Origin of the sequence: Mycobacterium asiaticum, assembly GCF_001673365.1 — a bacterium.
In the GTDB taxonomy this organism is placed as follows: domain Bacteria; phylum Actinomycetota; class Actinomycetes; order Mycobacteriales; family Mycobacteriaceae; genus Mycobacterium; species Mycobacterium asiaticum_A.
In genome coordinates this window covers 1-24,158 of record NZ_LZLS01000023.1, presented here as the reverse complement: position 1 = coordinate 24,158, position 24,158 = coordinate 1, and the positions used below count along the sequence as shown (strand labels likewise).

Below are 24,158 nucleotides of genomic sequence, written 5' to 3'. Positions count from 1 at the left end.
ACTGAGTAGTCACTACTGCAGGAGCGGCGCTGACCAACGCACCAAAGTTCCACCACCGGGCTGGTTTTCGACCGTGAACTCACCGCCAACTTCTTCCGCACGGCGCCGCAGGTTCATCAGGCCACTGCCGGTGTAATCGTCGGGCATGCCGCAACCGTTGTCGCTGACCTCGATGCACAAGTCGTCTTCGACCCGGACCCGCACCGCCAACGTCACGGCCCGTGCGTGACGGGCGGCGTTGCTGACCGCTTCCCGGACCACCGCCTCAGCGTGATCGGCCAACCCGGCATCGACCACTGACACCGGGCCGATGTATTGCACGGTGGTGCGCAACCCCGCTCCAGCGAATTGGCCGACGGCCTCATCGATTCGTTGCCGCAACCGGGTGATGCCCTGCGATGCCCCGTGCAGATCGAAAATGGTGGTCCGGATCTCCTGAATGACCGCCTGCAGGTCGTCTATAGCCTCTGAAAGTCGTTGTTGCACTTCAGGTTCACGCGTCCGCGGGACAGTCCCCTGCAATGAAAGTCCCACCGCGAACAACCGCTGGATTACGTGGTCATGCAGATCTCGGGCGATGCGGTCTCGGTCGGTCAGCACGTCTAGTTGGCGCATCTGCCGCTGTGAGGTCGCCAGTTGCAGGGCCAGCGCCGCCTGGTCGGCGAATGCGACCATCATCTCGAGCTGTTCGTCGGTGAAAGGTCCAAGTCCGCCGTGGCGTAGCACCACGACAACTCCGGCGACGGTATCGGTGGCGCGCAGTGGCAGCAGCAACGCGGGCCCCGCCGGGACGAGGCCGGCCATGCCGTCGAGGTCCAGCCGGTCGATCTGGCGTGGCGTGCCGTTGGCGAAGACCTCACCCAAGGCGGTGCCCGCTACCGGAATGGTCTGCCCGGCAAGCGAAGTCAATGAATCGACGCCAACCGTTTCGATCACGAGCAGCTCGGTCACATCGGCGGCGGGGGTATTCTCATCCAGCGGTACCGCTACCAGCGCGGCATCGGCCGCGGTCAGCTTGATCGCCTCCTCGCCAACCAGCCGAAAGACCGTCGCGGGTTCGGTGCCTGACAGCAGTTCGGTGGCGATGTCGCGGGTTGCCTCGATCCACGACTGGCGCGCCTTGGCTTGTTGATAGAGCCGCGCATTTGCGATTGCGATACCTGCCGCGGCGGCCAGCGCCTGCACCAGCACCTCATCGTCATCGCTGAAGGGTTGTCCATTGGTCTTGTCGGTCAGGTACAGCGTGCCGAACGCCACGTCGCGCACCCGCACCGGCACCCCGAGGAACGTCCGCATCGGCGGATGGTGGGTGGGAAAACCCACCGAGGCTGGGTGCTGCGAAACATCGTCCAGCCGTAGCGCTTTAGGCTCGTCGATAAGCAGACCGATGACGCCGAGCCCCTCGGGAAGGTGGCCGATGCGCCGCACGGTTTCTTCGTCGATACCTTCGTGGACAAAGTTCAATACCCGGTTGTCCCGATCGTGGATTTCCAGCGCACCGTATCGGGCCTCGACGAGTTTGGTGGCCGAGTGCACGATCGATCGCAGGGTTTCGTTGATCTCCAGACCCGAGGTGACCACCAACATGGCCTCCAGCAAGCCATCGAGGCGGTCCCGGCCCTCGACGATCTGCTCGACCCGATCCTGCACCTCGACCAGCAGCTCGTGCAGTCGCAGCTGGGACAGCGTTTGGCGCAGCGGATGCAGACCGGCGTCGTCTGAACTCATCGACGGTCACCGGGTGCCCGGGAGCGTTTCAATTCCGTTGCGAATACCGCGGCTTGGGTCCGGCGTTCCATCCCCAGCTTCGCCAGCAGTCGGGAGACGTAGTTCTTCACCGTCTTCTCGGCCAGGAACATCCGGTCGGCGATCTGCTTGTTGGTCAAACCTTCGCTGAGGAGTCCGAGCAGGGTTCGCTCCTGGTCGGTGAGGCCCGATAACGGGTCCGGCTTCTCGGTGGCATCGCGCAGCTTGGACATCAGGGCGGCTGCGGCACGGTTGTCCAGCAGCGACCGGCCAGCACCCACCTCTTTGACCGCGCGGGCCAGTTCCATGCCTTTGATGTCTTTGACGACGTACCCGCTGGCGCCGGCCAGGATCGCGTCGAGCATCGCCTCGTCGGAAGTGTAGGAAGTCAGGATCAGGCAGCGCAGTTCGGGCATCCGGGACAACAGATCACGGCACAGTTCGATGCCGTTGCCATCGGGTAGCCGGACATCGAGAACCGCTACATCCGGGTTGGCCGCCGGGATTCGGGACATCGCTTCGGCTACCGAACCGGCTTCACCCACAACGTCGAGTTCGGGGTCGGCGCCGAGCAAGTCGATCAGGCCGCGCCGTACCACCTCGTGATCGTCGACCAAGAAGACTTTTACCAACGCACCCTCCGAAGTCAGTCCCTACAAGTTGCCACACCGCACCGTCAATACCGAGGATCCCGCGTTGTACACGCTGCACACCTGGGCGGTATGCGAGTCGGTGACCAACAGTTGGTTCGGTGTGGCGCAGTCGGCCAGGTAGCGGTAGGGATGGCCGCGGACGACGGCCTGCTCGACCGGCACATCTGGGTACAGTCGCGTCCACCGGCTCAGCCGCCGATCCAATTTTGTTGGCTCCGTCCGACTTTCACCGCCCGCGGCCACCAGTGCCGGCGCCGCCTGTACGCAGACGGCACGTAGCGGGACGCCACGGAGCCGAGCCTGCCGGAATGCGTGTCGCAGCACGGCACCATTGTCCACTTCTGCGACCACCCGCTGGACCCTAGGGGTCCGAGCGGCGTCGGCCGCGTCGGGCGACCGGTTGATCACCGCGACCGGACACAGCGACGATCCGGCCAGTGTGCCCGCGACCGAGCCCTGGCCGCTGCGCGCGTGGTTGAGGCCCATCGAGCCAACACAGATCATGGCCGCTGACCTGGATTCCTCCATCAACTTGTTGAGCGGCTTGCCCCACAGCACATCGGTTTCGACGGTGACCCGTTTGCCGGTGGCCTCGACCGCGCGGAAGGCGTCATACAGTGCCGTGCGGGCGGTTGCCTGGCGTTGCTCGACGCCACCGCTGAGCTTCGAAAGATCGACGACGTAAACCAGACGCAGCGGCACGTTCCGATCGGCGGCCTCGTCCACGGCCCACAGGGCCGCCTGCACTGCCGCCCTGGATCCATCGATACCAACTACGACTGCAGGAGTTGACTCGCGGGTGCTCATCGCGGTCTCCCTTACCTAGACCTTCTGACTACGTTCCACGCTATTGCCCGTCATCCTTCGGACCCAGAGGCGTTGGTCCCGGCTCTAGGGCCATAAGTCCCTAGGAAAATCCAGGTGGGCGAAATCTAATCTTGCTTATGCGGGACAACCCGAATTGGATAGTTGCGGGGGCCGCACGCGGGTCAGATGTCCGGCGCCCGGTGACACAGCCATAGCCCATAACCCATAGCCCAACTTTCCGCCTAGACAGGAGATCTGAATGGCCCTACGGGAAAGTCCGTCCTCGAATCCTGCATCGCCGAGTCCCAGCAACCAATCAGATCAACCACTGATCGGTAGAGGGTGGGTTCAGGGCGTCGCCCTGGTCATGATCTTCGGCTTTTTGGTAATGGGCATTTTGGCCTACCGCACGTATACCGCGGCAATGCCCATGCCGGACAAGGTGGTTACCGAATCTGGCCAGGTGTTGTTCACCGCGGACGACATCACTAAGGGCCAAGAACTCTTCCAGGCCCGTGGGCTGATGGAGTACGGATCGGTGCTCGGCCACGGCGCCTACCTGGGACCCGACTACACGGCCGACTACCTACGGATGGCAACCGACGAAGTCGCCAATCAATTCCGCGCGGAGGGTGTCGCCGAGCCGCGCGAAAAAGTGGTCAAAGAGTTCCGCACCAACCGCTACAACGCCGACACCAAAACGTTGGTATTCACCGATCGGCAGGGCGCGGCCTTCGACCGGATCCAAAGCCACTATGCCGAGATCTTCGGTGAGAACTCCACGAAGTACGGCTTGCTGCCGCATTTGATCACTGACAAAACGCAAATCCGGCAGTTGACAGCCTTCTATGCGTGGACCGCATGGGCGGCCTCGGCTGAGCGACCCGGACACAAGTACAGCTACACCAACAACTGGCCGGCCGAGCAGCGCGTCGACAACGGCCCGACCGCGTCGGTGGTCGTCTGGTCGGCGTTGTCCTTGATTGCTCTGCTGGGCGGTATTGGAATCATGTTCGCCATCTACGGGAGGTGGAGCCAGAAAGTTGGGTGGCACGGCGCCGAGACGTCCACTCTGTCGTTCCGACAGCCGGGCGAGGTCAGCCTGACCCCGGCACAACGAGCATGCATCTGGTTCTTTGCCGTCGTGTCGGTGCTGTTCTTGTTGCAAACGCTGCTGGGCGCGGCGGCCGAGCACTACCGGGCCGATCTGTCCACCTTCTTCGGCTTCGACCTGGCCCGCGTACTTCCGTACAACTTGGCCCGCACCTGGCACCTGCAGCTGGCCCTGTTCTGGACCGCGGCAGCCTTCCTGGCCGGCGGCATCTTCCTGGTGCCGTTCATCGCCCGCCGGGAGCCCAAACGTCAGGCCCTGCTGGCCTATGTGCTGCTGGGTGCGGTTGCGCTCGTGGTGTTCGGCTCGATGATCACCGAGGCACTGTCCATCTACGGTGTGATACCCGAGGGCGGCCTGTTCTCCCAGCAGTGGGAGTACCTGGACCTGCCACGGTTGTGGCAGGTCTTGCTGATCATCGGGATGTTCGTGTGGATCGCGATCATCTGGCGCGGCATGCGGGCCAGACTCAAAGGCGAGTCGAAGATGAACATGCCGTGGTTGTTCTTCTTCTCCGGCTTGGCAATTCCGGTGTTCTACACCGTGGGCTTGCTTGCCGGCAGTGACACTCACTTCACCGTCGCCGACTTCTGGCGATTCTGGGTGGTGCACCTGTGGGTCGAGGACTTCCTCGAACTGTTCACCACCGTGATGGTGGCCTACATGTTCGTGTTGCTCGGTGTGGTGCGCGAACGCATCGCCCTGGGTGTGATCTTCCTGGACGTCATCCTTTACTCCGCGGGCGGCGTGATCGGCACGATGCACCACCTGTATTTCTCCGGAACCCCGGTGGAGCACATGGCACTTGGCGCGTTCTTCTCGGCGGCCGAGGTCATCCCGCTGACCTTCCTGACCGTCGAGGCATGGGCGTTCCTGCAGCTCGGTGCGCGCCAGCAGACCGGCGACGCCAATCCGTTCCCGCACCGTTGGGCAGTGATGTTCCTGGTGGCCGTGGGCTTCTGGAACTTCTTGGGCGCCGGGATCTTCGGCTTCCTGATCAACCTTCCGGTGGTGTCCTACTACCAGATCGGCACCGCGCTCACGGCCAACCACGGCCACGCGGCCATGATGGGCGTGTACGGGATGCTCGCCGTGGGCTTGGCCATGTTCGCGTTCCGCTACGTGATTCCGGCCGACAAGTGGCCGGAGAAGTGGGCCCGAATCTCGTTCTGGTGCATGAACATCGGGTTGGCCTGGATGGTCTTCGTCACCTTGCTGCCGCTGGGTGTGATGCAACTGTTCCACTCTGTCAACGATGGCTACTACGAGGCACGCTCGTTGGGCTACATCACCAAACCCGGAAATGCGGTGCTCGAATGGCTGCGTATGCCCGGTGACATCATCCTGATCGTCGGTGGCGTGTTGCCCTTCGTCTGGATCGCTTTGACCGCGCTGCGCCACTTCCGTTCTGGCACCACCGTGGAGGAGCTACCCGAGCATCCGCTGTACACCGAGAACCCTGCGGTGGTACCAGCGGAGGCGAAGGACTGACCTGTGGCCGCGCCCGCGACGACGGTGTGGTTGATTGCCGGATATTCGCTGATGCTGCTGGCCATCGGGTGGTGCTTCGACCTGATGGCCCGGCACGCTTCGGCGCGTGCGGCGACTTGGCGCACCGGCCAATTCAACTACCGTCCCGACCATGACGCCTGGGTCTGTCCCCAGGATCACTGGCTGTGGCCGACGTCGTTCGACCCCAAGCACCGGGTGATGCGGTATCGGGCTTTGCCGGTGGTGTGCAACAGTTGTCCGGTCAAGTCCACCTGCACTACCTCCGATCACGGCCGCGAGATCAGCCGCGAGGTCGATCCGTGGCCGCATTCGGAAGCGGGCCGCTTCCACCGTGGGATCGCTTGCGCCGTAGCCGCTTTCGGGATCGTGCTGCCGTTGGCGATGGTGGTCGCCAACCATTCCCCTGCCGAGGTGCTGATCCTGGCCGGTACCGTCGTGATCGTCGCGCTACTGGGGCTACCGCTTGCCCGTCACCTGTGGAACACCCCCGCCAACGCGCCGGACTATCTGCCGCACCGCACCGCGATAGAGGATCAGGTGGCCGCGGCGGTCGACCGCTATTCCACCCGCTGGGGCGGCTGGGAAGGCAAGGAGGACAAAGCATGACCGGCACTGTCATCGGTGTTGTCGTCGTCGTGATCGTGCTGGTGGCCGTGCTTGCCGTGGTGTCACTGTCGGTGCTTCGCGAGTACGAGCGCGGGGTGGTGTTCCGCATGGGCCACGTGCGTCCGCTTTACCAGCCGGGTCTGCGGTTCCTGCTTCCGTTGGTGGACAAGATGATCCGGGTCGACCAGCGACTGGTGACGCTGACCATCCCGCCGCAGGAGGTGATCACCCGAGACAACGTGCCGGCGCGAGTCAACGCGGTGGTCATGTTCCAGGTGACCGAACCGCTGAAAGCGATTCTGGCCGTGGAGAACTACGCCGTGGCAACCTCGCAGATCGCCCAGACGACGCTGCGCTCGCTGCTGGGCAGGGCCGATCTGGACACCCTGCTGGCGCACCGTGAGGACCTCAACAGCGACCTGCGCACGATCATCGAGACGATGACCGAGCCGTGGGGAGTGCAGGTGCGGGTGGTCGAGATCAAGGACGTGGAGATTCCCGAGTCGATGCAGCGGGCGATGGCACGCGAAGCCGAGGCGGAACGGGAGCGCCGCGCGAAGGTAATCAACGCTCGTGGCGAGTTGCAGGCCTCCGAGGAGTTGCGCCAAGCGGCCGAGACCCTCTCGAAGAGTCCGGCATCACTGCAGTTGCGTTATCTGCAAACCCTTTTGGAGTTGGGAGCGGATCAGAACTCGACGGTTGTGTTCCCGCTTCCGGTGGACATCATCACGCCGTTCTTGCGCAATCCGGACGCGTTGCGCACCGCGATCGACAACATCAATCACCACGGTTGAGGCCTGCCTGAATCCCGTGCGTCACCCGTCCAGCGGTTCCGGTTCCTCAGGTGGCGCAAAGCTCCAATTGTCCGGATTGTTAGGCGAATACACGACGGGCAGTTGCTGTCCGGTTGTGGGCCACGGCGTGCCGGCAGCGACGACCATGCGCCCGTACACCGCATGCTCGTTGACCGTCGGTCCATTGATGACGCCGGAGATGGTCACGAACCGCTCCCCCGCCATTTCATCGCCGTCAGCTGCCCCGCCGCTGACCCCGGTCACCAGCAGGGTGCCGCTGGCCAGGGCGCCGCGCGGGCCGGGCCGGATGAACCGTGGCACCACAAACGCCGCCAGCACCGCCACCAGCAAGAGCAGCACCATGAATTCCCACATAGAGCCATGGTAGGACTGCTGCCATGACGCCAACCGATCTGCAGTTCGCTTTGACGCTGGCCGACCGGGCGGATGCGGTGACTCGCGCCCGGTTCGGCGCGCTGGACCTGCGTATCGATACCAAGCCCGACCTGACCCCGGTGACCGACGCCGACCAGGCTGTGGAGACCGAGTTGCGCGCGCAGATCGCCCTTCAGCGCCCGGACGACAGCGTCCTAGGCGAAGAGTTCGGCGGCACGACTACCGCGCGCGGCCGGCAGTGGATCATCGACCCGATCGACGGCACCAAGAACTTCGTGCGCGGGGTACCAGTGTGGGCCAGCCTGATCGCGTTGCTCGAGGACGGTGTCCCGACCGTCGGCGTGGTGAGTGCGCCCGCCCTGCAGCGGCGGTGGTGGGCGGCGCGCGGGCAGGGCGCGTTCGCCTTGGTCGACGGCGGCGATCCGCGTCAGATTTCGGTTTCGGCTGTCGCAGAACTGAATTCGGCGAGTCTGTCGTTCTCGAGCCTGTCCGGATGGCTCGAGCTGGGATTGCGCGAACGGTTCGTCGAATTGACCGATTCCGTCTGGCGGGTGCGCGCCTACGGAGACTTCTGGTCCTACTGCCTGCTGGCCGAAGGTTCCGTCGACATCGCCGCCGAACCCGAGGTATCGGTGTGGGATTTGGCCGCGCTCGACGTACTGGTGCGCGAGGCCGGAGGGCGGTTCACCAGCTTGGACGGCGACGCGGGACCGCACGGCGGCAGCGCCGTGGCGACCAACGGTCTGCTGCACGATCAGGTGCTGAAACGCCTGCACAACGATGTGAATTAGCTAACACAGCCCTGTAGATCTTACTCCGGAGTAAGATACGGTTAAACGCATCGCCCAACGACCGAGGCTGCTGATATGACTGACACACTTCCCGCTGCCGGGACCCGCTCACGCACCAAGAAGGGCCGTGATGGCCAGACTGCGATCGGGATGAAACCACACAAGCGCACTGCCGTCGACGTGGCCATCGCGCTGATCACGCCGCTCGTCGGCCAGGAATTTCTGGACAAGTACAAGCTGCGCGACCCGCTCAACCGGACTCTGCGCTACGGCACGGCCAAGGTGTTCTCCACCACCGCCGCAGCTACGCGACAGTTCAAGCGGGTGCAGGGCCTAGGTAGCGGGCCGACGCGGCTGAAGTCCAGCGGCAAGAACTACTTCGACCTGACCCCCGACGACGACCAGAAGATGATCGTCGAGACCGTCGAGGAGTTCGCCGCCGAGATACTCCGTCCGGCCGCCCATGACGCCGACGAGGCTGCGAGCTACCCGGACGGCCTGATCGCGAAGGCCGCGGAGTTGGGAATCACCGCTCTTAACATCCCCGAGGACTTCGACGGCATCGCCGAACATCGCTCCACCGTCACCAATGTGCTGGTGGCCGAAGCGTTGGCGTACGGCGACATGGGCCAGGCCCTGCCCATCCTGGCGCCTGGCGGGGTGGCGTCCGCGCTGACCCACTGGGGCAGCGCCGACCAACAGGCGACGTACCTGAAGGAGTTCGCCGGCGAAAACGTCCCGCAGGCCTGTGTGGCCATCGCGGAGCCCCAGCCGCTGTTCGACCCCACCCGCCTCAAGACCACCGCGGTGCGCACCCCATCGGGGTACCGGCTCGACGGCGTCAAGTCGCTGGTGCCCGCGGCGGCGCAGGCCGAGCTCTTCATCGTCGGCGCTCAGCTCGACGGCAAGCCGGCGCTGTTCATCGTGGAATCTTCGACCAAGGGCCTGACCGTAAAGCCTGACCCGAGCATGGGAATCCGCGCGGCGGCGCTGGGACAGATTGAGCTGGCCGGGGTTTCGGTGCCGTTGAGCGCACGCCTGGGCGAGGACCAAGCGACCGACGCCGATTATTCCGAGGCGATCGCACTGTCGCGACTGGGCTGGGCAGCGCTGGCGGTCGGCACCTCCCACGCGGTGCTCGACTACGTCATTCCCTACGTCAAGGAACGCGAAGCCTTCGGTGAGCCGATCGCCCGTCGTCAAGCCGTAGCGTTCATGTGCGCAAACATCGCCATCGAACTCGACGGCCTGCGCCTGATCACCTGGCGCGGGGCATCGCGCGCCGAGCAAGGTCTGCCGTTCGCTCGAGAAGCGGCGCTGGCCAAGCGTTTTGGCGCGGACAAGGGCATGCAGATCGGTCTGGACGGGGTGCAGCTGCTCGGCGGCCACGGCTACACCAAAGAGCACCCGGTCGAACGCTGGTACCGCGACTTGCGGGCCATCGGCGTGGCCGAGGGTGTCGTACTCATCTAAGACGTCATCTAAGACCAGACTTCTAAGCGAGAGATCAATCATGGCAATCAATCTGGAGCTTCCGGGCAAGTTGCAAGCGGTCATCACCAAGACCCACCAAGGTGTCGCCGAACTGGTGCGGCCGATAGCCCGCAAGTACGACCTCAAGGAGCACGCCTACCCGGTCGAACTGGACACGCTCATCAATCTCTTTGAGGGAGCGTCAGAGTCGTTCAGCTTCGCTGGGGCCGATGAGCTGCGCGGCAGCGCGGCCAAAGAGGACAACCACAACGGCGCCAACATGGCCGCGCTGCTGCAGACCCTCGAAGCCAGCTGGGGCGACGTCGCGATGATGCTGTCCATCCCGTATCAGGGGCTCGGTAACGCGGCCATCTCCGCTGTCGCAACCGACGAGCAACTGGAACGCCTGGGCAAGGTGTGGGCCGCAATGGCCATCACCGAACCAGGATTCGGCTCGGACTCGGCGGCGGTGAGCACCACCGCCCGCCTCGACGGCGACGAATACGTGATCAACGGCGAGAAGATCTTCGTCACCGCCGGTTCCCGCGCCACTCACATCGTGGTGTGGGCGACGCTGGACAAGTCGGTCGGGCGCGCGGCGATCAAGTCTTTCGTCGTGCCGCGCGAGCACCCCGGCGTCACCGTCGAACGACTCGAGCACAAGCTGGGCATCAAGGGTTCCGACACCGCGGTGATCCGATTCGACAACGCCCGCATCCCCAAGGACAACATCCTGGGCAACCCGGAAATCGAAGTCGGCAAAGGCTTTTCCGGGGTAATGGAGACCTTCGACAACACCCGTCCGATCGTCGCGGCGATGGCCGTCGGGATTGGTCGCGCCGCGCTGGAAGAGATCCGCAAGATCCTCACCGACGCCGGGGTCGAGATCGACTACGACCGGCCGTCTCACGTCCAGAGCGCGGCGGCCGCCGAGTTCCTGCGCATGGAATCGGACTGGGAAGCCAGCTATCTGCTGTCGCTGCGCGCCGCATGGCAGGCCGACAACAACATTCCCAACTCCAAAGAAGCGTCGATGAGCAAAGCCAAGGCCGGCCGGATGGCCAGCGACGTGACGCTCAAGACCGTTGAATTGGCCGGCACCACTGGCTATTCCGAGCAGACGCTGCTGGAGAAGTGGGGACGGGACTCCAAGATCCTGGATATCTTCGAAGGGACCCAACAGATTCAGCAGCTGGTGGTCGCCCGCCGATTGCTGGGTCTGTCCTCCTCCGAGCTTAAGTAGCCCGCGCGCAGACGCACTCAGGGTTGGATCGGGGCCGGCGGTCCGTCGTCAGCGCCCAAGTCGCGCTGCCACCACTGCACGTCGTGCCACGCGCCCAGTTTCCACCCGACCCGCCGATAATGGCCCACGGGTGCGAAACCGAAGGATGTGTGGAAGCCGTTGCTGGCGTCGTTGGGTTGGGTGATGCCCGCAAATGCTTGCCGGAATCCGCGGTTGGCGAGTCTGTCCAGCAGTTCGGCGTAAAGCATGCGTCCGCCTCCGGAGCGCACCCGGCCCGGCGCGAGGTACACGCTCGTCTCCACCGACCATTGGTAAGCGGCGCGTGGATTGAGTTGGTGCGCATAGGCATAACCTATGACAGCGTCGTCGGCGTCGTCAGCCTTAAGAACCAGCCACTCGAAGGTCGGACGAGCGGCCTCGATACGGGCCGACATCTGCTCACCCGTCGGCACTTCGGTCTCGAAGGTGATTGCGGTGTCGAGCACATACGGCCGGTAGATCTCGACGCAGGCTTTCGCGTCGGCACTGGTCGCGGCACGAACAAGCACTAGCCAGCGTCCAGCTGTGCGCGCAGTTTGTCGTCGAGTTCGATGTCGGCGACCGCCAAGTTCTCTTCCAAATGCTGTACCGACGAGGTGCCCGGGATCAGCAGGATGTTGGGCGCCACGCTCAGCGTCCACGCCAAAGCGACCTGCGCCGGAGTACAACCGAGGCGCTGCGCGGCACCACGCACCAACTCGTGTCCAAGTACCGGATTGTTTGGGCCGGTGAAGGCCGCGCCCAGCGGGAAGAACGGCACGAAGGCAATGCCGCGTGCGGCGCATTCGTCAAGAACGGGCCCCGCAGCGCGGTGCACTAAGTTGAAAGCGTTTTGCACACAGACGATTTCAGTTCCCTCCAGGGCGTGCAGCAGATGCTCGATGGTGATTTCGCTGAGCCCGATTCCGCCGATCAGCCCCTCGTCGCGGGCGGCGATCAGGACCGCGAGCTGGTCGTCGAAGAGCTGGTCCGGCTCTTTGCTTTCGAAGATCCGCAAGTTGACCGCAGCGAGTTGCTCGACGCCGAGGGTGCGCAGGTTGGCCTCCAGGTCGCGGCGCAGGTCGGCCGGGTCGGGCAGGGGCAGCCAAGCGCCCCGGTCGTCACGGCGCGCGCCCACCTTGCTGACCAGTGCCAAGTCCGCCGGGTAGGGATGCAGCGCCTCGCGGATCAGTTGGTTGGCCACGTCCGGCCCGTAGAACTGTGCGGTATCGATGTGGTTGACACCCAGCTCAACCGCCCGGCGCAATACCGCCAGCGCCTCGTCGTGATCGCGCGGCGGCCCCATGACACCTGTTCCGGGAAGTTGCATCGCCCCGAAGCCAAGCCGTGACACCGAAACGCGACCGAGCGGAAATGGGTCCATGGACTGAGGTTAGCGTCCCGGAAGTAGGGTGATCGGCATGCGCGCAGCACGGGTGACTCGACTTGATGGTCCGGACGCGATCGAGGTGGCAGACATCGACGAACCCACCGGTGACGGTGTGGTGGTCGACGTACACGCCGCCGGGGTGGCATTCCCCGATGCGTTGCTCACCCGCGGCCTCTACCAGTACCGTCCCGACCCGCCGTTCGTGCTCGGCGCGGAAATCGCCGGAGTGGTCCGGTCGGCCCCGGACGGTGCGCACGTGCGCGCGGGCGACCGCGTTCTCGGTCTGACCATGCTCACCGGCGCGATGGCCGAGGTTGCGGTGCTTGCCCCCGACCGCCTGTTCAAGCTGCCGGACAACCTCAGTTTCGAAGCCGGCGCGGGTGTGCTGTTCAACGATCTGACGGTGTACTTCTCGCTGGCCGTCCGTGGCCGGCTGCAACAGGGCGAGACGGTGCTGGTGCACGGTGCAGCCGGCGGGATCGGTACCTCGGCGCTGCGATTGGCACCGGCCCTGGGCGCGTCGCGCGTCATCGCGGTAGTCAGCTCCGAGGAAAAGGGTCAGATCGCCACGGCCGCGGGTGCCACCGATGTGGTGCGGGTCGACGGATTCAAAGACGCGGTCAAGGAGTTGACCGGCGGCCGCGGTGTCGACATCGTGGTGGACCCGGTCGGCGGTGACCGGTTCACCGATTCGTTGCGTTCGCTGGCCCCGGCCGGCCGACTGCTGGTCATCGGTTTCACCGGCGGCGAGATCCCAACCGTGAAGGTAAACCGGTTGCTGCTCAACAACATCGACGTTGTCGGTGTGGGCTGGGGAGCCTGGGCCGGACGCCACCCGGGCGCGCTCGAGCAGCAGTGGGCCGCGCTGGAGGAACTGTTCACTTCCGGCAAATTGGCGGCTCCGGAACCCGAGGTCTTCCCGTTGGAGGAGGCGGCGGCGGCCGTGGCGTCGCTGGAGAATCGCACCGCCAAAGGCAAGGTCGTGCTGCGCGTCCGCTGATCCAAAACTCCTGCGGGCAAAGGCTTGCTTCCGAGCAAAACAAAAAGTAACGTCAGTTTTAGTTTTGCTGCTCTGACAATCGGAAGCGGGCCATGGAATCCTTCATCCACCTGCGCAAAGGCAGGACGCCGCGGCGTGTGCACGCCGATCTTGACGGTCTTAAAGACGACGAGTTGGGTCGCGGTGGCTTCACCGGACGCACCGCCAACATCTACCGACGCAACGACCCCACCGCCTTCCGGGCGGTCGGGCCATTACGTCCGGTCGACGTGCTGGCCGACCAACTCAAACCCAGCGACGCCGCCGACGCCAACGGCGGCCCACTGCTGATGTTCAGCAATGCCGACTGCCGGGTGCTGCTGAGTCGCCGCACCGACGAGATGCCGTTCTACGCGCGCCACGTCGACGGCGACTTACTGTGCTTCGTACACGATGGCGCCGGCCTGCTGGAGACCGAGTTCGGACCGCTGAGCTACCGGCCAGGCGACTGGATTTACCTGCCCAAGGCCTGCACCTGGCGCCAAATACCGGACGCCCAAACCACTTTGCTGATGATCGAGGCCACCGACGAATTCCGGGTACCCCCGCCCGGACCGTTGGGACGGCATTTCCCGTTCGATCCGTCCCAGGCAGTTATCCCCGATCCCGCACCGATCGAAGACGACGGACGCGACGAGTACGAGGTTCGACTCGTCCACCGGGAGATGGGGGAAGACGGCCCGACAACGCTGTACTACCAACACAATCCGATCGACACCGAAGGCTGGCGGGGCGACAACTTCGCGTTCACCTTCAACATCGCCGACTACAACGTCGTCACCTCCGACAGCATGCACCTGCCACCTACGGTGCACCTATTCATGCAGGCAACCGGTGTCTATGTAATGAACTTCCTGCCCAAGCCCGCCGAAGGAGTGCCCGGCACCGAGCGCACCCCCTGGTATCACCGCAACGTCGACTACGACGAGATCGCGTTCTTCCACGGTGGTTCGCTGTACGGCATACCAATGCCGCCCGGCTTGATCTCGCATGCGCCGCAAGGAATTCACCACGGAGCACCGGAGAAGGCACGCGAGCGTGCCCGCCGCAAGTTCGACGATTACTCGCGGGTCGACTGGCAGGTGATCGCCATCGACACGCGCCGGCGGCTGACGCCGTCCGCTGAGGTACTGGCCCACGACCTAGGACAACATTCATGACAACGGCGACCGTGAAACACGACTACGACCGCATCCCCTATCTCGTTGCCTTCCAGAACAATTCCGGTGTCCGTGACGTCTATGGCGGCCTGGCCGAAATCACCGTGCTGGAAAGCTATCTGCTCAAGCCCAAAGACAAACCATCTGACACCGTTCTGGTTTTCATGCATCCGATCGGCGGCGGGGCGTATCTGCCGATGATCAATGCGCTGGCGCGCGCCGGTCACCATGTCATCTACTGCAACAGCCGATTCCGGGGCACCGACTCCGCGCTGCAGATGGAGAAGGTGGTCGAGGATCTCGGCGAGTGCATCAAGGACGCCAAGAACCGGCTGGGCTACCAGAAGGTGGTGCTGGCCGGATGGAGCGGCGGCGGTTCCCTGTCGGTGTTCTACCAACAGCAGGCCCAGCACGCGACCATCACATCGAGCCCGTCCGGCGACGGACCCGACCTGACTCAGCTCGAACTGCCGGCCGCCGACGGCATCATGCTGTTGGCCGCGCACATCAGCAGGCACGGCACCCTGACCGAATGGTTGGACGCGTCCATTCTGGACGAATCCGATCCCACCAAGCGCGATCCCGAACTGGACCTGTACAACCCGGACAACCCGAACCAGCCGCCCTATTCCGAAGAGTTCCTGACCCGGTATCGGCAGGCGCAGATCGACCGCAACAGGCGCATTACGGCGTGGGTCAAGGAGAAGTTGGCCGAATTGGCCGCTGCCGGCCGCCCGGATGACGAGTTCGGCTTCGTGGTGCACGGCACCATGGCCGACCCGCGTTGGCTGGATCCGACCGTCGACCCCAATGAACGCACGCCCGGTACCTGCTACCTGGGTGATCCGCAGGTGGTGAACATGAGCCCCGTTGGACTGGCGCGGTTCTCCACTCTCCGTGGCTGGTTATCTCAGTGGAGCTATGACGACGCGCGCGGCGACGGCGTAGCGTGCGGGCAGGACCTGGCGATCCCCGCCCTGGTAATCGGTAACCTGGGCGACGACGCTTGCACCCCCAGCCATACCCGACGGCTCTACGAGGCGATCGGCCACCCGGACAAGGAGATGCACGAAATCCCCGGCGCCACACACTATTACGCGGGACCTGACCAGCGCGACAAGCTGCGCCAAGCGGTCGACATCGTCACCGACTGGCTGGTCCGGCATGACTTCGCGAGGGTTGAGTGAGCGGAGCGCTAGACGGTGTCCGGGTGCTCGAACTAGGCACCCTGATCGCCGGCCCCTTCGTCGGCAGGCTGCTCGGCGACATGGGCGCTGAAGTCCTCAAGGTGGAACCACCCGGTGCCCCGGATCCGCTGCGCACCTGGGGTCAGGCCGAGGTGGACGGCCATCGAGTCTTCTGGACGGTGCACGCGCGCAACAAGTGCGCCATCACCCTTGATCTGCGCAAGCCTCGTGGTCGCGAACTGTTCCTCGAGTTGGTCGAGAAATCCGACATCGTGGTGGAGAACTTCCGTCCCGGCACGCTGGAGAAGTGGAACCTGGGCTACGACGTGCTCAGCGAACGCAATTCGGGCATCATCCTGGTCCGGGTCTCCGGCTACGGGCAGACCGGTCCGGACGCGCACAAGGCCGGCTACGCATCGGTGGCCGAGGCGGCCAGCGGGCTGCGTCACCTCAACGGTTTCCCGGGCGGTCCGCCGCCGCGGCTCGCACTGTCCCTGGGCGACACCCTGGCCGGCATGTTCGGCGCTCAGGGCGCACTTGCCGCGCTTTACCGTCGCAGTGTCACCGGGCGCGGGCAGGTCGTCGACGTCGCGCTGACCGAATCCTGTTTGGCCGTACAGGAATCCACGATCCCAGACTACGACGTTGGTGGGGTGATCCGCGGGCCCTCCGGCACCCGGCTGGAGGGCATTGCGCCATCGAACATCTATCGCAGCGCCGACGGATCCTGGGTGGTGATCGCAGCCAACCAGGACACCGTGTTCGCTAGGCTGTGTACGGCCATGGGACGTCCCGAACTGGTGACCGATGACCGCTTCGCCACGCATGGCGCTCGCGGCCGCAACCAGGACGAACTCGACGAGATCATCGGCGCCTGGGCAGCCGAACGTCAGCCCGCAGAGATCATCGAAACCCTCTCGGCCGCAGGCGTAATCGCTGGACCGATCAACACCGTCGCCGAGGTGGTGGACGACCCGCAGTTGCGGGCTCGCGGCATGCTGGTGCCGCACTTTGACGAACGTGTCGGCCGCGACGTATTGGGGCCGGGTATTGTGCCGGTGCTCTCGGAATCCCCTGGCGCCGTGCGCAATGCCGGCCCGGCCCGCCCGGGCCAGCACAACGAGGACGTCTACACGGGGCTGTTGGGCAAGACCGCCGACGAGATCGCGCAACTCGTCGCCGAGGAGGTGCTGTGAACGCACACCGTGTCGATATTCGCGAGGTAGCACTTCGTGACGGCCTGCAGATCGAGCGGCCAATTCCGTTGGCGGCCAAGCTGGAATTGCTGGCCGCGATAGCCGCCACCGGGGTCCGCGAGGTGGAAGCCACCGCGTTCGTCTCGCCGTCGAAAGTGCCGTCGATGGCCGATGCCGCCGAACTGGCCGCCGAACTGCACAACTTCCCCGGCATCGAATTCTCCGCGTTGGTCGCCAGTCCCAACGGCGCAAAGCGCGCCGTCGCCGCGGGGCTGCGATCCATCGAATACGTGGTGGCGGCCAGCGACGCGTTCAGCAGGGCCAACGTCGGGCGCTCCAGCGCCGAAGCCACCGCCCAGATCGGTGAGATCGTCGCCATCGCCCACGACAGCGACACCGCCGTCGAAATCATCGTCGCCACCGCATGGGACTGCCCGTTCGACGGACCCACTGACCCGCTGCAGGTGCTGGACATCGGGGCCGCCGCCCTCGAGCAGCGGGTGGACCGGTTCTCCATCGCCGACACCATCGGCACCGCCACCCCGGGCCGGGTAAGTTCGCTGATCGCGCAACTGCGTCCGGTGATCGGGGACCTGCCGCTGGGCGGCCACTTCCACAACACCCGCGGCGCCGGACTGGCCTGCGCCTACGCGGCGGTGAGCGCCGGCGTCACCCGACTGGACGCATCGGTGGGCGGGCTCGGGGGTTGCCCGTTCGCGCCGGGGGCCACCGGCAACATCGCGACCGAAGACCTGGTGTACCTCCTCACCGACAGCGGATATGAGGTCGACGTGGATCTGCAGGCCGCCATCGCGGCCGCACAGGTCGCGAAAGTGGCCGTCGGCCATGATCTGCCGAGCGCGCTACTGCGTGCAGGAGACCGGATCAGAACCTGATGCCCGCTGAACTGGTGAGCGCCAAAGGCCGGCAGACCCGCCAGGCCATCGAACTGGCTGCCCGGAAGCTGTTCGCCGAGCGGGGATTTCACGGAACGACACTGGCCGACATCACCTCGGCTGCGGGCAAGTCCTCGGCGGTGTTCTACCGCTATTTCACCGACAAGGAAGATCTGCTGGCCGCTCTGGCCGAGTCGTTCCTGCACGACGTCGTAGAACCATCCGGGCTCAGCGTCCACCTGCCCGACTCCCCCGCCGACGATGCATTCTTCACCTCCGTGGTGACCGGCTACTGGGGAATGTTCAAACAGAACATCGGCATCATGATCGCCGTTGCCCAACTGGCGGCCACCCAACAGCGTTTCGCCGCTGTGCAGAACCAGTTTCGCCGCTTCGGGATGAACATCGTGGCCGCCTCGGTTCTCCGCGCCCAAGAGCAGGGCTACGGCACCGAGCTCAACCCGGAACACACTGCGGCGGCCATCGCGCTGTTGTTCGAGAATTTCACCACTGTCTTCGTCGGTAAGCAGGATTTGGGGGTGACGATCAGCGACGAGGACGCCATTGCCATGCTGTCCAGGATTTGGAAGAAAACTTTGTACGGTGCTTGACCAAAGCTTGACCAATGCTTGACCAATAGGAGCTATCAACGTGGATTTCAGTCTCCCAGAACACCTTCCGGGCCTACTCGCTGAGATGGACCAATTCATCGACGCCGAGATCAAGCCGCTCGAACGCGAACACATCCAGTACTTCGACCATCGACGGGAGAACGCCCGCACCGATTGGGACAACGGCGGCATCCCTCGACGTGAGTGGGAAGACCTGCTCGGCGAAATGCGCCGCCGGGCCGACAAAGCGGGCTGGCTGCGCTACGGTCTGCCGTCGCAGTTCGGCGGTCGTGACGGCAGCAACATCGACATGGCCGTCATCCGGGAACATTTGGCGCACAAGGGACTCGGGCTGCACAACGACCTGCAGGACGAATCGTCGATAGTCGGCAACTTCCCGCAAGTCATCATGATGGACCGGTTCGGCACCGAGTCGCAGAAAAAGGAATGGACCGAGGCACTGATCACCGGCGAACGCTCGATGGCGTTCGGTCTGACCGAGCCCAACCACGGCTCCGACGCGACCTGGCTGGAGACAACCGCGGTCAAAGACGGCGACGGCTGGATTATCAACGGCGCCAAGCGATTCAACACCGGGGTGCATAGAGCCACGCACGATCTGGTGTTCGCCCGCACATCGGGTGAACCCGGACAGGCCCGCGGAATATCCGCATTCCTGGTGCCGTGCGACTCCCCTGGCTTCACCGTGCCGTACTACTGGTGGACGTTCAACATGCCCACCGACCACGGTGAAGTGGAACTCAAAGACGTCCGGGTGCCCGACGACGCGGTGCTCGGTGAAGTGGACCGCGGCCTGGAAGTGGGCCAAACGTTCTTGCACGAGAACAGGATTCGTCAAGCGGCCAGCAGCCTGGGGGCCGCGCAATACTGCATCGATCGCGCGGTGGCCTACGCCGGTGAGCGGATCGTGTTCGGCAAACCGCTGGCGGTGAACCAGGCGGTGCAGTGGCCACTGGTCGAACTGCAGACCGAAGCGCAAATGGTGCGGCTGCTGGTGTATTACGCGGCCACCCAGTTGGACGCCAACCACCACATGGAGGTCTCCGACAAGGTTTCGATGGCCAACTATCGCGCCAACCGGCTGGTGTGCGAGGCGGCCGACCGGGCCATGCAGGTGCTCGGCGGCATCGGCTACAGCCGGCACGAGCAGCTCGAGCACATCTACCGCCACCACCGCCGCTACCGGATCACCGAGGGTGCCGAGGAGATCCAGATCCGCCGGGTTGCCCAGCGGCTGTTCAAGTTCGGCAAGAGGTGACGCTGGCAACGGACCTCGGCGCGCTATTGGGGTCGGTCTTGAAAGAACAGGTGACGATCGACAACCTGCGAGCGCTCACCGGCGGTGCCAGCCGGACCACCTGGGCGTTCGACGCGGTCACCGGCGCCGACCGACGAGCGCTGATCCTGCGTACCGGACCACCCGACGACGTGCACGCCGGCATGGAACTCGAGGCACGGGTCCAAGCCGCGGCGGCGGCCGCCGGGGCTCCCGTCCCCCATGTCCTGATCGCCGACGATTCCGTTGCCACACTGGGCAATCCGTTCCTGATTTGCGAAGAGATCAAGGGCGAGACGATCGTCCGGCGCATCCATCGTCAACTTGACGACCCGCAGCGTCTGCTGCGCCAGTGCGCGCAGGCCATCGCCGCGATCCACCGCGCCGACGCCACCGACCCCGGCCTCACCCGGGAGGACCCGATCGGCCAGTGGCGCGAACGGCTCGACGGCATGGGCGACACCACCGCAACCTTCGAGTGGGCCTTCCGCTGGCTCGTCGCGCACCAGCCCGACCCGGCGCCGGTGGTGCTGGTGCATGGCGACTACCGGATGGGCAACCTCATCGTCGACGGATCCGACCTTGCCGCCGTCCTGGACTGGGAGCTGGTACACACCGGTGCGGCCTATGAGGACCTGGCCTGGTTCTGCGTGCGCGCGTGGCGGTTCGGCGCGCCGGCCAGCCACGCGGCTGGCGGCCTGGGCAGTATCGAGAGCTTCCTGCAGGCCTACGAGGAAGCCAGCGCAACTACCCTCGATCGGGCCACGTTTCGCTGGTGGCTGGTGTTGGCCACGCTGCGTTGGGGGGTGATCTGCCGCTATCAGGCCGAACGCCACCTCAGTGGCCAGACCCGCTCGGTGGAGTTGGCCACGATCGGCCGCCGGGTCTGCGAGAACGAATGGGATCTGCTTGATCTGCTCGAAGGGGCCGCGTCGTGAATCTGCATGGCCGACCGACCGCGGCCGAACTCGTCGCCGCCGTCGCGGAATTTCTGGAGAGCGACGTCCGGGAGGCCACCACCGGGCAGGTCAACTTCCACTCCCGGGTGGCCGCCAATGCCCTACGGATGATCGAGCGGGAGTTGCAGAATCCCGGCGAAGCTGAGGTCCGTGCCGCCCTGGACGGCCTGGGTTTCGCCGACGAGGCCGCGCTTGCCGCCGCCATCCGCGCGGGCGAGTTCGATGGTGGCGACCGCGAACACCAGCTCACCACATGCCTGCGCACCCTGGTACGTCATCGGTTGGCGGCCGCCCATCCCGGATACGACAACGAGTAGGAGCTCACCCATGTCTGTCACCGAGATCGCCGATCGACTCTTCAGCGCAATCGAGAAGGGCGATCAGGCAGCGGTCGAGCGGATGTGGAGCGACGACATCGCGGTGTGGCGAACCGGTGGCCGCGGCGGGCCCACCAGATACGACAACAAGCACCGCGCGCTGCGCGTGATCAGTTGGTTCATCTCAACCACCGCGCAACGCAGCTACGAAACCCTGGACCGACAACTGTTCGAGGACGGGTTCGTCCAACAGCATGTACTGCACGCCACCGGCCACACCGGCGAGGCGATCGCGATGCGGGTTTGCATCGTGATCAAGTTGGACAAAGAAGGTCTTATCAACCGAATCGAGGAGTATTTCGATCCCGCCGACCTGGCGCCCCTACTCGACACCTCCGCAGACAAGGGGGACCAACGATGACGACACTGGAAACTCTGCTCACCGATCCCGAGACAGCCGGCTCCTGGACGCTGTCTCCCGATCGTTCAGAGATCGGCTTCAAGATCAAGAACATGTGGGGCCTGATACCGGTCAAAGGCAAATTCACCGAGTTCAGCGGCCAGGGCCAGCTCACCGGTGCGGGCACCGTCTCGGGCCGCGTCGACATCGAGGCCGCGTCGTTGAACACCGGCATCGGCCAGCGTGACCGGCATCTGCGATCCGAGGACTTCTTCGATGTCCAACGGTTCCCGCAGATCAGTGTCGTCGTCAACGGCCTGACTCCGGACGGCGGCAAGGCGGCCGAGCTGCAGACCGAATTCACGATCAAGGGCGTCACCCAACCGGTGCCGCTATTGGTGACGATTGCCGAACTCGACGACGGTTCGGTCCGGATATCGGGGAAGGGCGAAATCGATCGCACCCGGTTTGACCTGGACTGGAACAAACTCGGCGTGATGTCTGACACCGTGACCGTGTCGGCTGAAACCGTCTTCGTGCGTCCCGCCAACAGCGCGTGAATTAACATCTGCAACGTGCCTGACAGCAGCCCACTTCGGATCCTCGTCTACAGCGACAACGTCCAAACCCGCGAACAGGTGATGCAGGCCTTGGGCAAACGGCTGCACCCCGACCTGCCCGAGTTGAACTACGTGGAGATAGCCACCGGTCCGATGGTGGTCAAGACGATGGACGAAGGCGGCATCGACCTCGCCATTCTCGACGGAGAGGCCACGCCGACCGGAGGCATGGGAATCGCCAAGCAACTCAAGGACGAACTGTCGTCCTGCCCGCCGATTCTGGTGCTTACCGGACGTCCCGACGATGCATGGCTGGCGAGCTGGTCACGGGCTGAAGCCGCGGTGCCGCATCCCTTGGACCCCATCGTGCTGGGCCGGACGGTGCTGAGCCTGCTGCGCGCCCCGGCCCACTAGCCCGTACCGAGGCTGCGAGCTAGCCGCCGCGGATCTGGATCTTCGGGGCCTCTTCCTCTGCGGCCGGACCCCGCGAATGAAATTCCCCGGGTGCGATCTTCGGGCGCAGCGTCGCGACATTTTCTTCGGCCTCCGAAACCTCTTCGGTTTCCTGTGCCGGCGTGGCAGCGCGCAGGCCGGTCTCCGGGATTCCGGTTGCGCCGGTAGTCGCTGACGCGGCGGCCGGCCTTTCTTCGCCCGGGGCCGCCTTCGCCGCGATGTCGGACGCGGCGGACGGCAATACGCTCATGGCCGGCACTTCGACTTCCGGGGTTTCGGCTTCCGGAGCCTCGACGACCTCGTCCGGAGTGACTTCCTCGGTTTCCTTCTCGGTCTCCTGAGCCTTGGCGGGGACCGGCATCGAGGGGCTGTCCCCAAGCAGACCGGCACGACTTAGCCCAGCCATCGCCATCGGCAACATGCCCAAGCCGGCCATGGGACTGACGCCCCCGGGACTGACAACTCCGGGACTACCGACGCCAGTGTTGGCCGTCGTGGCAGCGGCACTGCCCGCGCCGGCCGCGTCGCCGCCGCCGGTATAGCCGTTGGTGTAGCTCACCGGCGCCGCGCCAGCCGATTCACCGCCACCACCGCTTGCCACGCCACCGGCGGAACTTCCGCCACCACCACCTGCCGCCGCGCCGGCTGCATCACCGCCGCCACCACCGCCGCCACCCTGGGCACCGACAGGCCCGACGGGCGCGGCTCCGGCACCCGTGCCGGCACCGGCAGAATTCGCGAGCGCCCCGACTGCACCGGCAATCCCGCCGGTCAGCGCTGGGAAGCTCTGCAGCACCGTCTGCCACGGCACCACCTGCGCGGCGGCCGCCGCGGCGCCCGCGTAGTAACCGGTCATGGCGGTCACGTCGGCCGCCCACATCTCTTCGTAGATGCTCTCGGCCATCGCTATCAACGGCGCGTTCTGACCGAACAGATTCGACATCACCAGCTGCACGAATGCGTTGCGGTTCGCATCCACCGCACCCGGGTGGACGGTGGCAGCCCGAGCAGCCTCGAACGCACTGACCACCGTGCGCGCCTGCCCGGCCGCGCCGAGGGACTGCGACGCAGCCGCTGCCAGCCAACCCGCATAAGGCGCCGCCGCGGCGGCCATCGCCGCTGCCGCCGGCCCCTGCCAGGCCTGACTTGCCAAGTTAGAAATCACCGAGCCGAACGAGTCGGCCGCCGAGCCCAATTCCGCGGCCAGCCCGTCCCAGGCGGCCGCTGCCTCCAACATCGGCGCACTCCCGGCACCGAGGAACATCCGCAGCGAGTTGATCTCCGGCGGCAGCGTGAAAAAGCTCACAGGCTCTGTCCTCCCAAATCGGCCTCATCGAGAACCAGTGCGGCTGCGCTGACCTCGCCAAAGCCCTGCAGCTAGCCAGTCCATAGCCGATTAAAGGGTAACAACATGCGCTCCGCCCGTCTGGTCCTCGCGCGGATCCATAATATTTCGCGTGGCTAGATGTACTGACCTGAGAGGTTAGGTACACGGCTGGCTGGTGGTTGACCGCCGAGTGCTGTGTGGCCGCGGTGGTGATTG

The 24,158-nt window shown here is 65.0% G+C and carries 25 protein-coding genes; 18 read left to right on the top strand and 7 right to left on the bottom strand.

Annotated features, from left to right (window positions below; genetic code table 11):
* Positions 1–12: 12 nt before the first annotated feature.
* The 3 genes from A5634_RS02420 to A5634_RS02410 are packed head-to-tail and all read right to left on the bottom strand — an operon-like array spanning position 13 to position 3,206.
* Complete coding sequence (locus A5634_RS02420; RefSeq protein WP_065142495.1) at positions 13–1,728, bottom strand: GAF domain-containing sensor histidine kinase; 1,716 nt, start codon at positions 1,726–1,728, stop codon at positions 13–15.
* Positions 1,725–2,378 (bottom strand): hypoxia response regulator transcription factor DosR/DevR, encoded by a 654-nt coding sequence (dosR, locus tag A5634_RS02415; protein WP_065142494.1) that lies wholly within the window; start codon positions 2,376–2,378, stop codon positions 1,725–1,727. The genes A5634_RS02420 and dosR overlap by 4 nt, the downstream gene beginning before the upstream one ends.
* Positions 2,379–2,399: 21 nt before the next feature.
* Positions 2,400–3,206, bottom strand: coding sequence for a universal stress protein (locus A5634_RS02410; RefSeq protein ID WP_065142493.1), 807 nt, complete (start codon positions 3,204–3,206; stop codon positions 2,400–2,402).
* Positions 3,207–3,465: 259 nt separating this feature from the next.
* On the opposite strand from A5634_RS02410, the gene A5634_RS02405 reads away from it, so the two are divergent.
* From A5634_RS02405 to A5634_RS02395, 3 genes are read left to right on the top strand one after another with little or no spacing between them, the layout of a single operon-like run.
* Complete coding sequence (locus A5634_RS02405) at positions 3,466–5,808, top strand: nitric-oxide reductase large subunit (RefSeq protein WP_065142492.1); 2,343 nt, start codon at positions 3,466–3,468, stop codon at positions 5,806–5,808.
* Positions 5,809–5,811: 3 nt separating this feature from the next.
* On the top strand, positions 5,812–6,435 hold the full coding sequence (locus A5634_RS02400) for a hypothetical protein (protein ID WP_065142491.1): 624 nt from the start codon (positions 5,812–5,814) through the stop codon (positions 6,433–6,435).
* The gene (locus A5634_RS02395; protein WP_065142490.1) at positions 6,432–7,229 is read left to right on the top strand and encodes a slipin family protein; all 798 of its coding nucleotides are present in this window, start codon (positions 6,432–6,434) and stop codon (positions 7,227–7,229) included. The genes A5634_RS02400 and A5634_RS02395 overlap by 4 nt, the downstream gene beginning before the upstream one ends.
* Before the next feature lie 21 nt (positions 7,230–7,250).
* On the opposite strand, the gene A5634_RS02390 is transcribed toward A5634_RS02395, so the two are convergent.
* A complete protein-coding gene (locus tag A5634_RS02390; RefSeq protein ID WP_065142489.1) occupies positions 7,251–7,604 on the bottom strand; it encodes a hypothetical protein in 354 nt (117 codons plus the stop codon).
* A gap of 23 nt (positions 7,605–7,627) precedes the next feature.
* Between A5634_RS02390 and hisN the strand changes: the two genes are divergently transcribed.
* From hisN to A5634_RS02375, 3 genes are all read left to right on the top strand, one after another.
* Positions 7,628–8,416: a histidinol-phosphatase gene (gene hisN, locus A5634_RS02385; protein WP_065142488.1), complete on the top strand. Its 789-nt coding sequence runs from the start codon at positions 7,628–7,630 to the stop codon at positions 8,414–8,416.
* Positions 8,417–8,491: 75 nt separating this feature from the next.
* Positions 8,492–9,889: an acyl-CoA dehydrogenase family protein gene (locus tag A5634_RS02380; RefSeq protein ID WP_065142487.1), complete on the top strand. Its 1,398-nt coding sequence runs from the start codon at positions 8,492–8,494 to the stop codon at positions 9,887–9,889.
* A 40-nt stretch (positions 9,890–9,929) separates the two neighbouring features.
* Positions 9,930–11,132, top strand: a complete 1,203-nt coding sequence (locus A5634_RS02375) for an acyl-CoA dehydrogenase family protein (protein ID WP_065142486.1) — start codon at positions 9,930–9,932, stop codon at positions 11,130–11,132.
* A 17-nt stretch (positions 11,133–11,149) separates the two neighbouring features.
* On the opposite strand, the gene A5634_RS02370 is transcribed toward A5634_RS02375, so the two are convergent.
* Both A5634_RS02370 and A5634_RS02365 read right to left on the bottom strand, forming a co-directional pair.
* On the bottom strand, positions 11,150–11,680 hold the full coding sequence (locus tag A5634_RS02370) for a GNAT family N-acetyltransferase (RefSeq protein WP_065142485.1): 531 nt from the start codon (positions 11,678–11,680) through the stop codon (positions 11,150–11,152).
* Positions 11,680–12,534 (bottom strand): oxidoreductase, encoded by an 855-nt coding sequence (locus tag A5634_RS02365; RefSeq protein WP_065142484.1) that lies wholly within the window; start codon positions 12,532–12,534, stop codon positions 11,680–11,682. The genes A5634_RS02370 and A5634_RS02365 overlap by 1 nt, the downstream gene beginning before the upstream one ends.
* A gap of 37 nt (positions 12,535–12,571) precedes the next feature.
* Between A5634_RS02365 and A5634_RS02360 the strand changes: the two genes are divergently transcribed.
* The 12 genes from A5634_RS02360 (at position 12,572) to A5634_RS02305 (ending at position 22,576) form a co-directional block, all read left to right on the top strand.
* Positions 12,572–13,540 (top strand): NADPH:quinone oxidoreductase family protein, encoded by a 969-nt coding sequence (locus A5634_RS02360; RefSeq protein WP_065142586.1) that lies wholly within the window; start codon positions 12,572–12,574, stop codon positions 13,538–13,540.
* A 92-nt stretch (positions 13,541–13,632) separates the two neighbouring features.
* A complete protein-coding gene (locus A5634_RS02355) occupies positions 13,633–14,739 on the top strand; it encodes a homogentisate 1,2-dioxygenase (RefSeq protein ID WP_065142483.1) in 1,107 nt (368 codons plus the stop codon).
* Between the two features lie 11 nt (positions 14,740–14,750).
* Entirely contained in the window at positions 14,751–15,926 is a 1,176-nt protein-coding gene (locus tag A5634_RS02350) for an alpha/beta hydrolase (protein WP_172831597.1), read from the top strand.
* Positions 15,923–17,122 (top strand): CaiB/BaiF CoA transferase family protein, encoded by a 1,200-nt coding sequence (locus A5634_RS02345; RefSeq protein WP_065142481.1) that lies wholly within the window; start codon positions 15,923–15,925, stop codon positions 17,120–17,122. The genes A5634_RS02350 and A5634_RS02345 overlap by 4 nt, the downstream gene beginning before the upstream one ends.
* Positions 17,119–18,018, top strand: coding sequence for a hydroxymethylglutaryl-CoA lyase (locus tag A5634_RS02340; protein WP_065142480.1), 900 nt, complete (start codon positions 17,119–17,121; stop codon positions 18,016–18,018). The genes A5634_RS02345 and A5634_RS02340 overlap by 4 nt, the downstream gene beginning before the upstream one ends.
* Entirely contained in the window at positions 18,018–18,629 is a 612-nt protein-coding gene (locus tag A5634_RS02335) for a TetR/AcrR family transcriptional regulator (RefSeq protein WP_065142479.1), read from the top strand. Before A5634_RS02340 ends, A5634_RS02335 begins: the two co-directional genes overlap by 1 nt.
* 40 nt (positions 18,630–18,669) lie before the next feature.
* The gene (locus A5634_RS02330; RefSeq protein ID WP_065142478.1) at positions 18,670–19,908 is read left to right on the top strand and encodes an acyl-CoA dehydrogenase family protein; all 1,239 of its coding nucleotides are present in this window, start codon (positions 18,670–18,672) and stop codon (positions 19,906–19,908) included.
* Positions 19,909–19,934: 26 nt separating this feature from the next.
* Positions 19,935–20,864, top strand: coding sequence for a phosphotransferase family protein (locus tag A5634_RS02325; RefSeq protein ID WP_437339935.1), 930 nt, complete (start codon positions 19,935–19,937; stop codon positions 20,862–20,864).
* A complete protein-coding gene (locus A5634_RS02320; RefSeq protein WP_065142476.1) occupies positions 20,861–21,202 on the top strand; it encodes a DUF6285 domain-containing protein in 342 nt (113 codons plus the stop codon). Before A5634_RS02325 ends, A5634_RS02320 begins: the two co-directional genes overlap by 4 nt.
* A gap of 10 nt (positions 21,203–21,212) precedes the next feature.
* Positions 21,213–21,623, top strand: a complete 411-nt coding sequence (locus tag A5634_RS02315; protein ID WP_065142475.1) for a nuclear transport factor 2 family protein — start codon at positions 21,213–21,215, stop codon at positions 21,621–21,623.
* On the top strand, positions 21,620–22,162 hold the full coding sequence (locus tag A5634_RS02310) for a YceI family protein (RefSeq protein WP_065142474.1): 543 nt from the start codon (positions 21,620–21,622) through the stop codon (positions 22,160–22,162). The genes A5634_RS02315 and A5634_RS02310 overlap by 4 nt, the downstream gene beginning before the upstream one ends.
* 15 nt (positions 22,163–22,177) lie before the next feature.
* Positions 22,178–22,576 carry an Rv3143 family two-component system response regulator gene (locus A5634_RS02305; protein WP_065142473.1) on the top strand — a complete coding sequence of 133 codons (399 nt, stop codon included), beginning with the start codon at positions 22,178–22,180 and terminating at the stop codon, positions 22,574–22,576.
* A gap of 19 nt (positions 22,577–22,595) precedes the next feature.
* Here A5634_RS02305 and A5634_RS02300 read toward each other — a convergent pair whose 3' ends face one another.
* On the bottom strand, positions 22,596–23,921 hold the full coding sequence (locus tag A5634_RS02300; protein WP_065142472.1) for a PPE family protein: 1,326 nt from the start codon (positions 23,919–23,921) through the stop codon (positions 22,596–22,598).
* Between the last annotated feature and the right edge of the window lie 237 nt (positions 23,922–24,158).

Coding starts and splice junctions, on each gene's coding strand:
- A5634_RS02365 (WP_065142484.1), bottom strand. CDS start 12,534: ATGGACCCATTTCCGCTCGGTCGCGTTTCGGTGTCACGGCTTGGCTTC.
- A5634_RS02395 (WP_065142490.1), top strand. CDS start 6,432: ATGACCGGCACTGTCATCGGTGTTGTCGTCGTCGTGATCGTGCTGGTG.
- A5634_RS02360 (WP_065142586.1), top strand. CDS start 12,572: ATGCGCGCAGCACGGGTGACTCGACTTGATGGTCCGGACGCGATCGAG.
- A5634_RS02310 (WP_065142474.1), top strand. CDS start 21,620: ATGACGACACTGGAAACTCTGCTCACCGATCCCGAGACAGCCGGCTCC.
- A5634_RS02410 (WP_065142493.1), bottom strand. CDS start 3,206: ATGAGCACCCGCGAGTCAACTCCTGCAGTCGTAGTTGGTATCGATGGA.
- A5634_RS02390 (WP_065142489.1), bottom strand. CDS start 7,604: ATGTGGGAATTCATGGTGCTGCTCTTGCTGGTGGCGGTGCTGGCGGCG.
- A5634_RS02420 (WP_065142495.1), bottom strand. CDS start 1,728: ATGAGTTCAGACGACGCCGGTCTGCATCCGCTGCGCCAAACGCTGTCC.
- hisN (WP_065142488.1), top strand. CDS start 7,628: ATGACGCCAACCGATCTGCAGTTCGCTTTGACGCTGGCCGACCGGGCG.
- A5634_RS02355 (WP_065142483.1), top strand. CDS start 13,633: ATGGAATCCTTCATCCACCTGCGCAAAGGCAGGACGCCGCGGCGTGTG.
- A5634_RS02380 (WP_065142487.1), top strand. CDS start 8,492: ATGACTGACACACTTCCCGCTGCCGGGACCCGCTCACGCACCAAGAAG.
- A5634_RS02405 (WP_065142492.1), top strand. CDS start 3,466: ATGGCCCTACGGGAAAGTCCGTCCTCGAATCCTGCATCGCCGAGTCCC.
- A5634_RS02315 (WP_065142475.1), top strand. CDS start 21,213: ATGTCTGTCACCGAGATCGCCGATCGACTCTTCAGCGCAATCGAGAAG.
- A5634_RS02335 (WP_065142479.1), top strand. CDS start 18,018: ATGCCCGCTGAACTGGTGAGCGCCAAAGGCCGGCAGACCCGCCAGGCC.
- A5634_RS02375 (WP_065142486.1), top strand. CDS start 9,930: ATGGCAATCAATCTGGAGCTTCCGGGCAAGTTGCAAGCGGTCATCACC.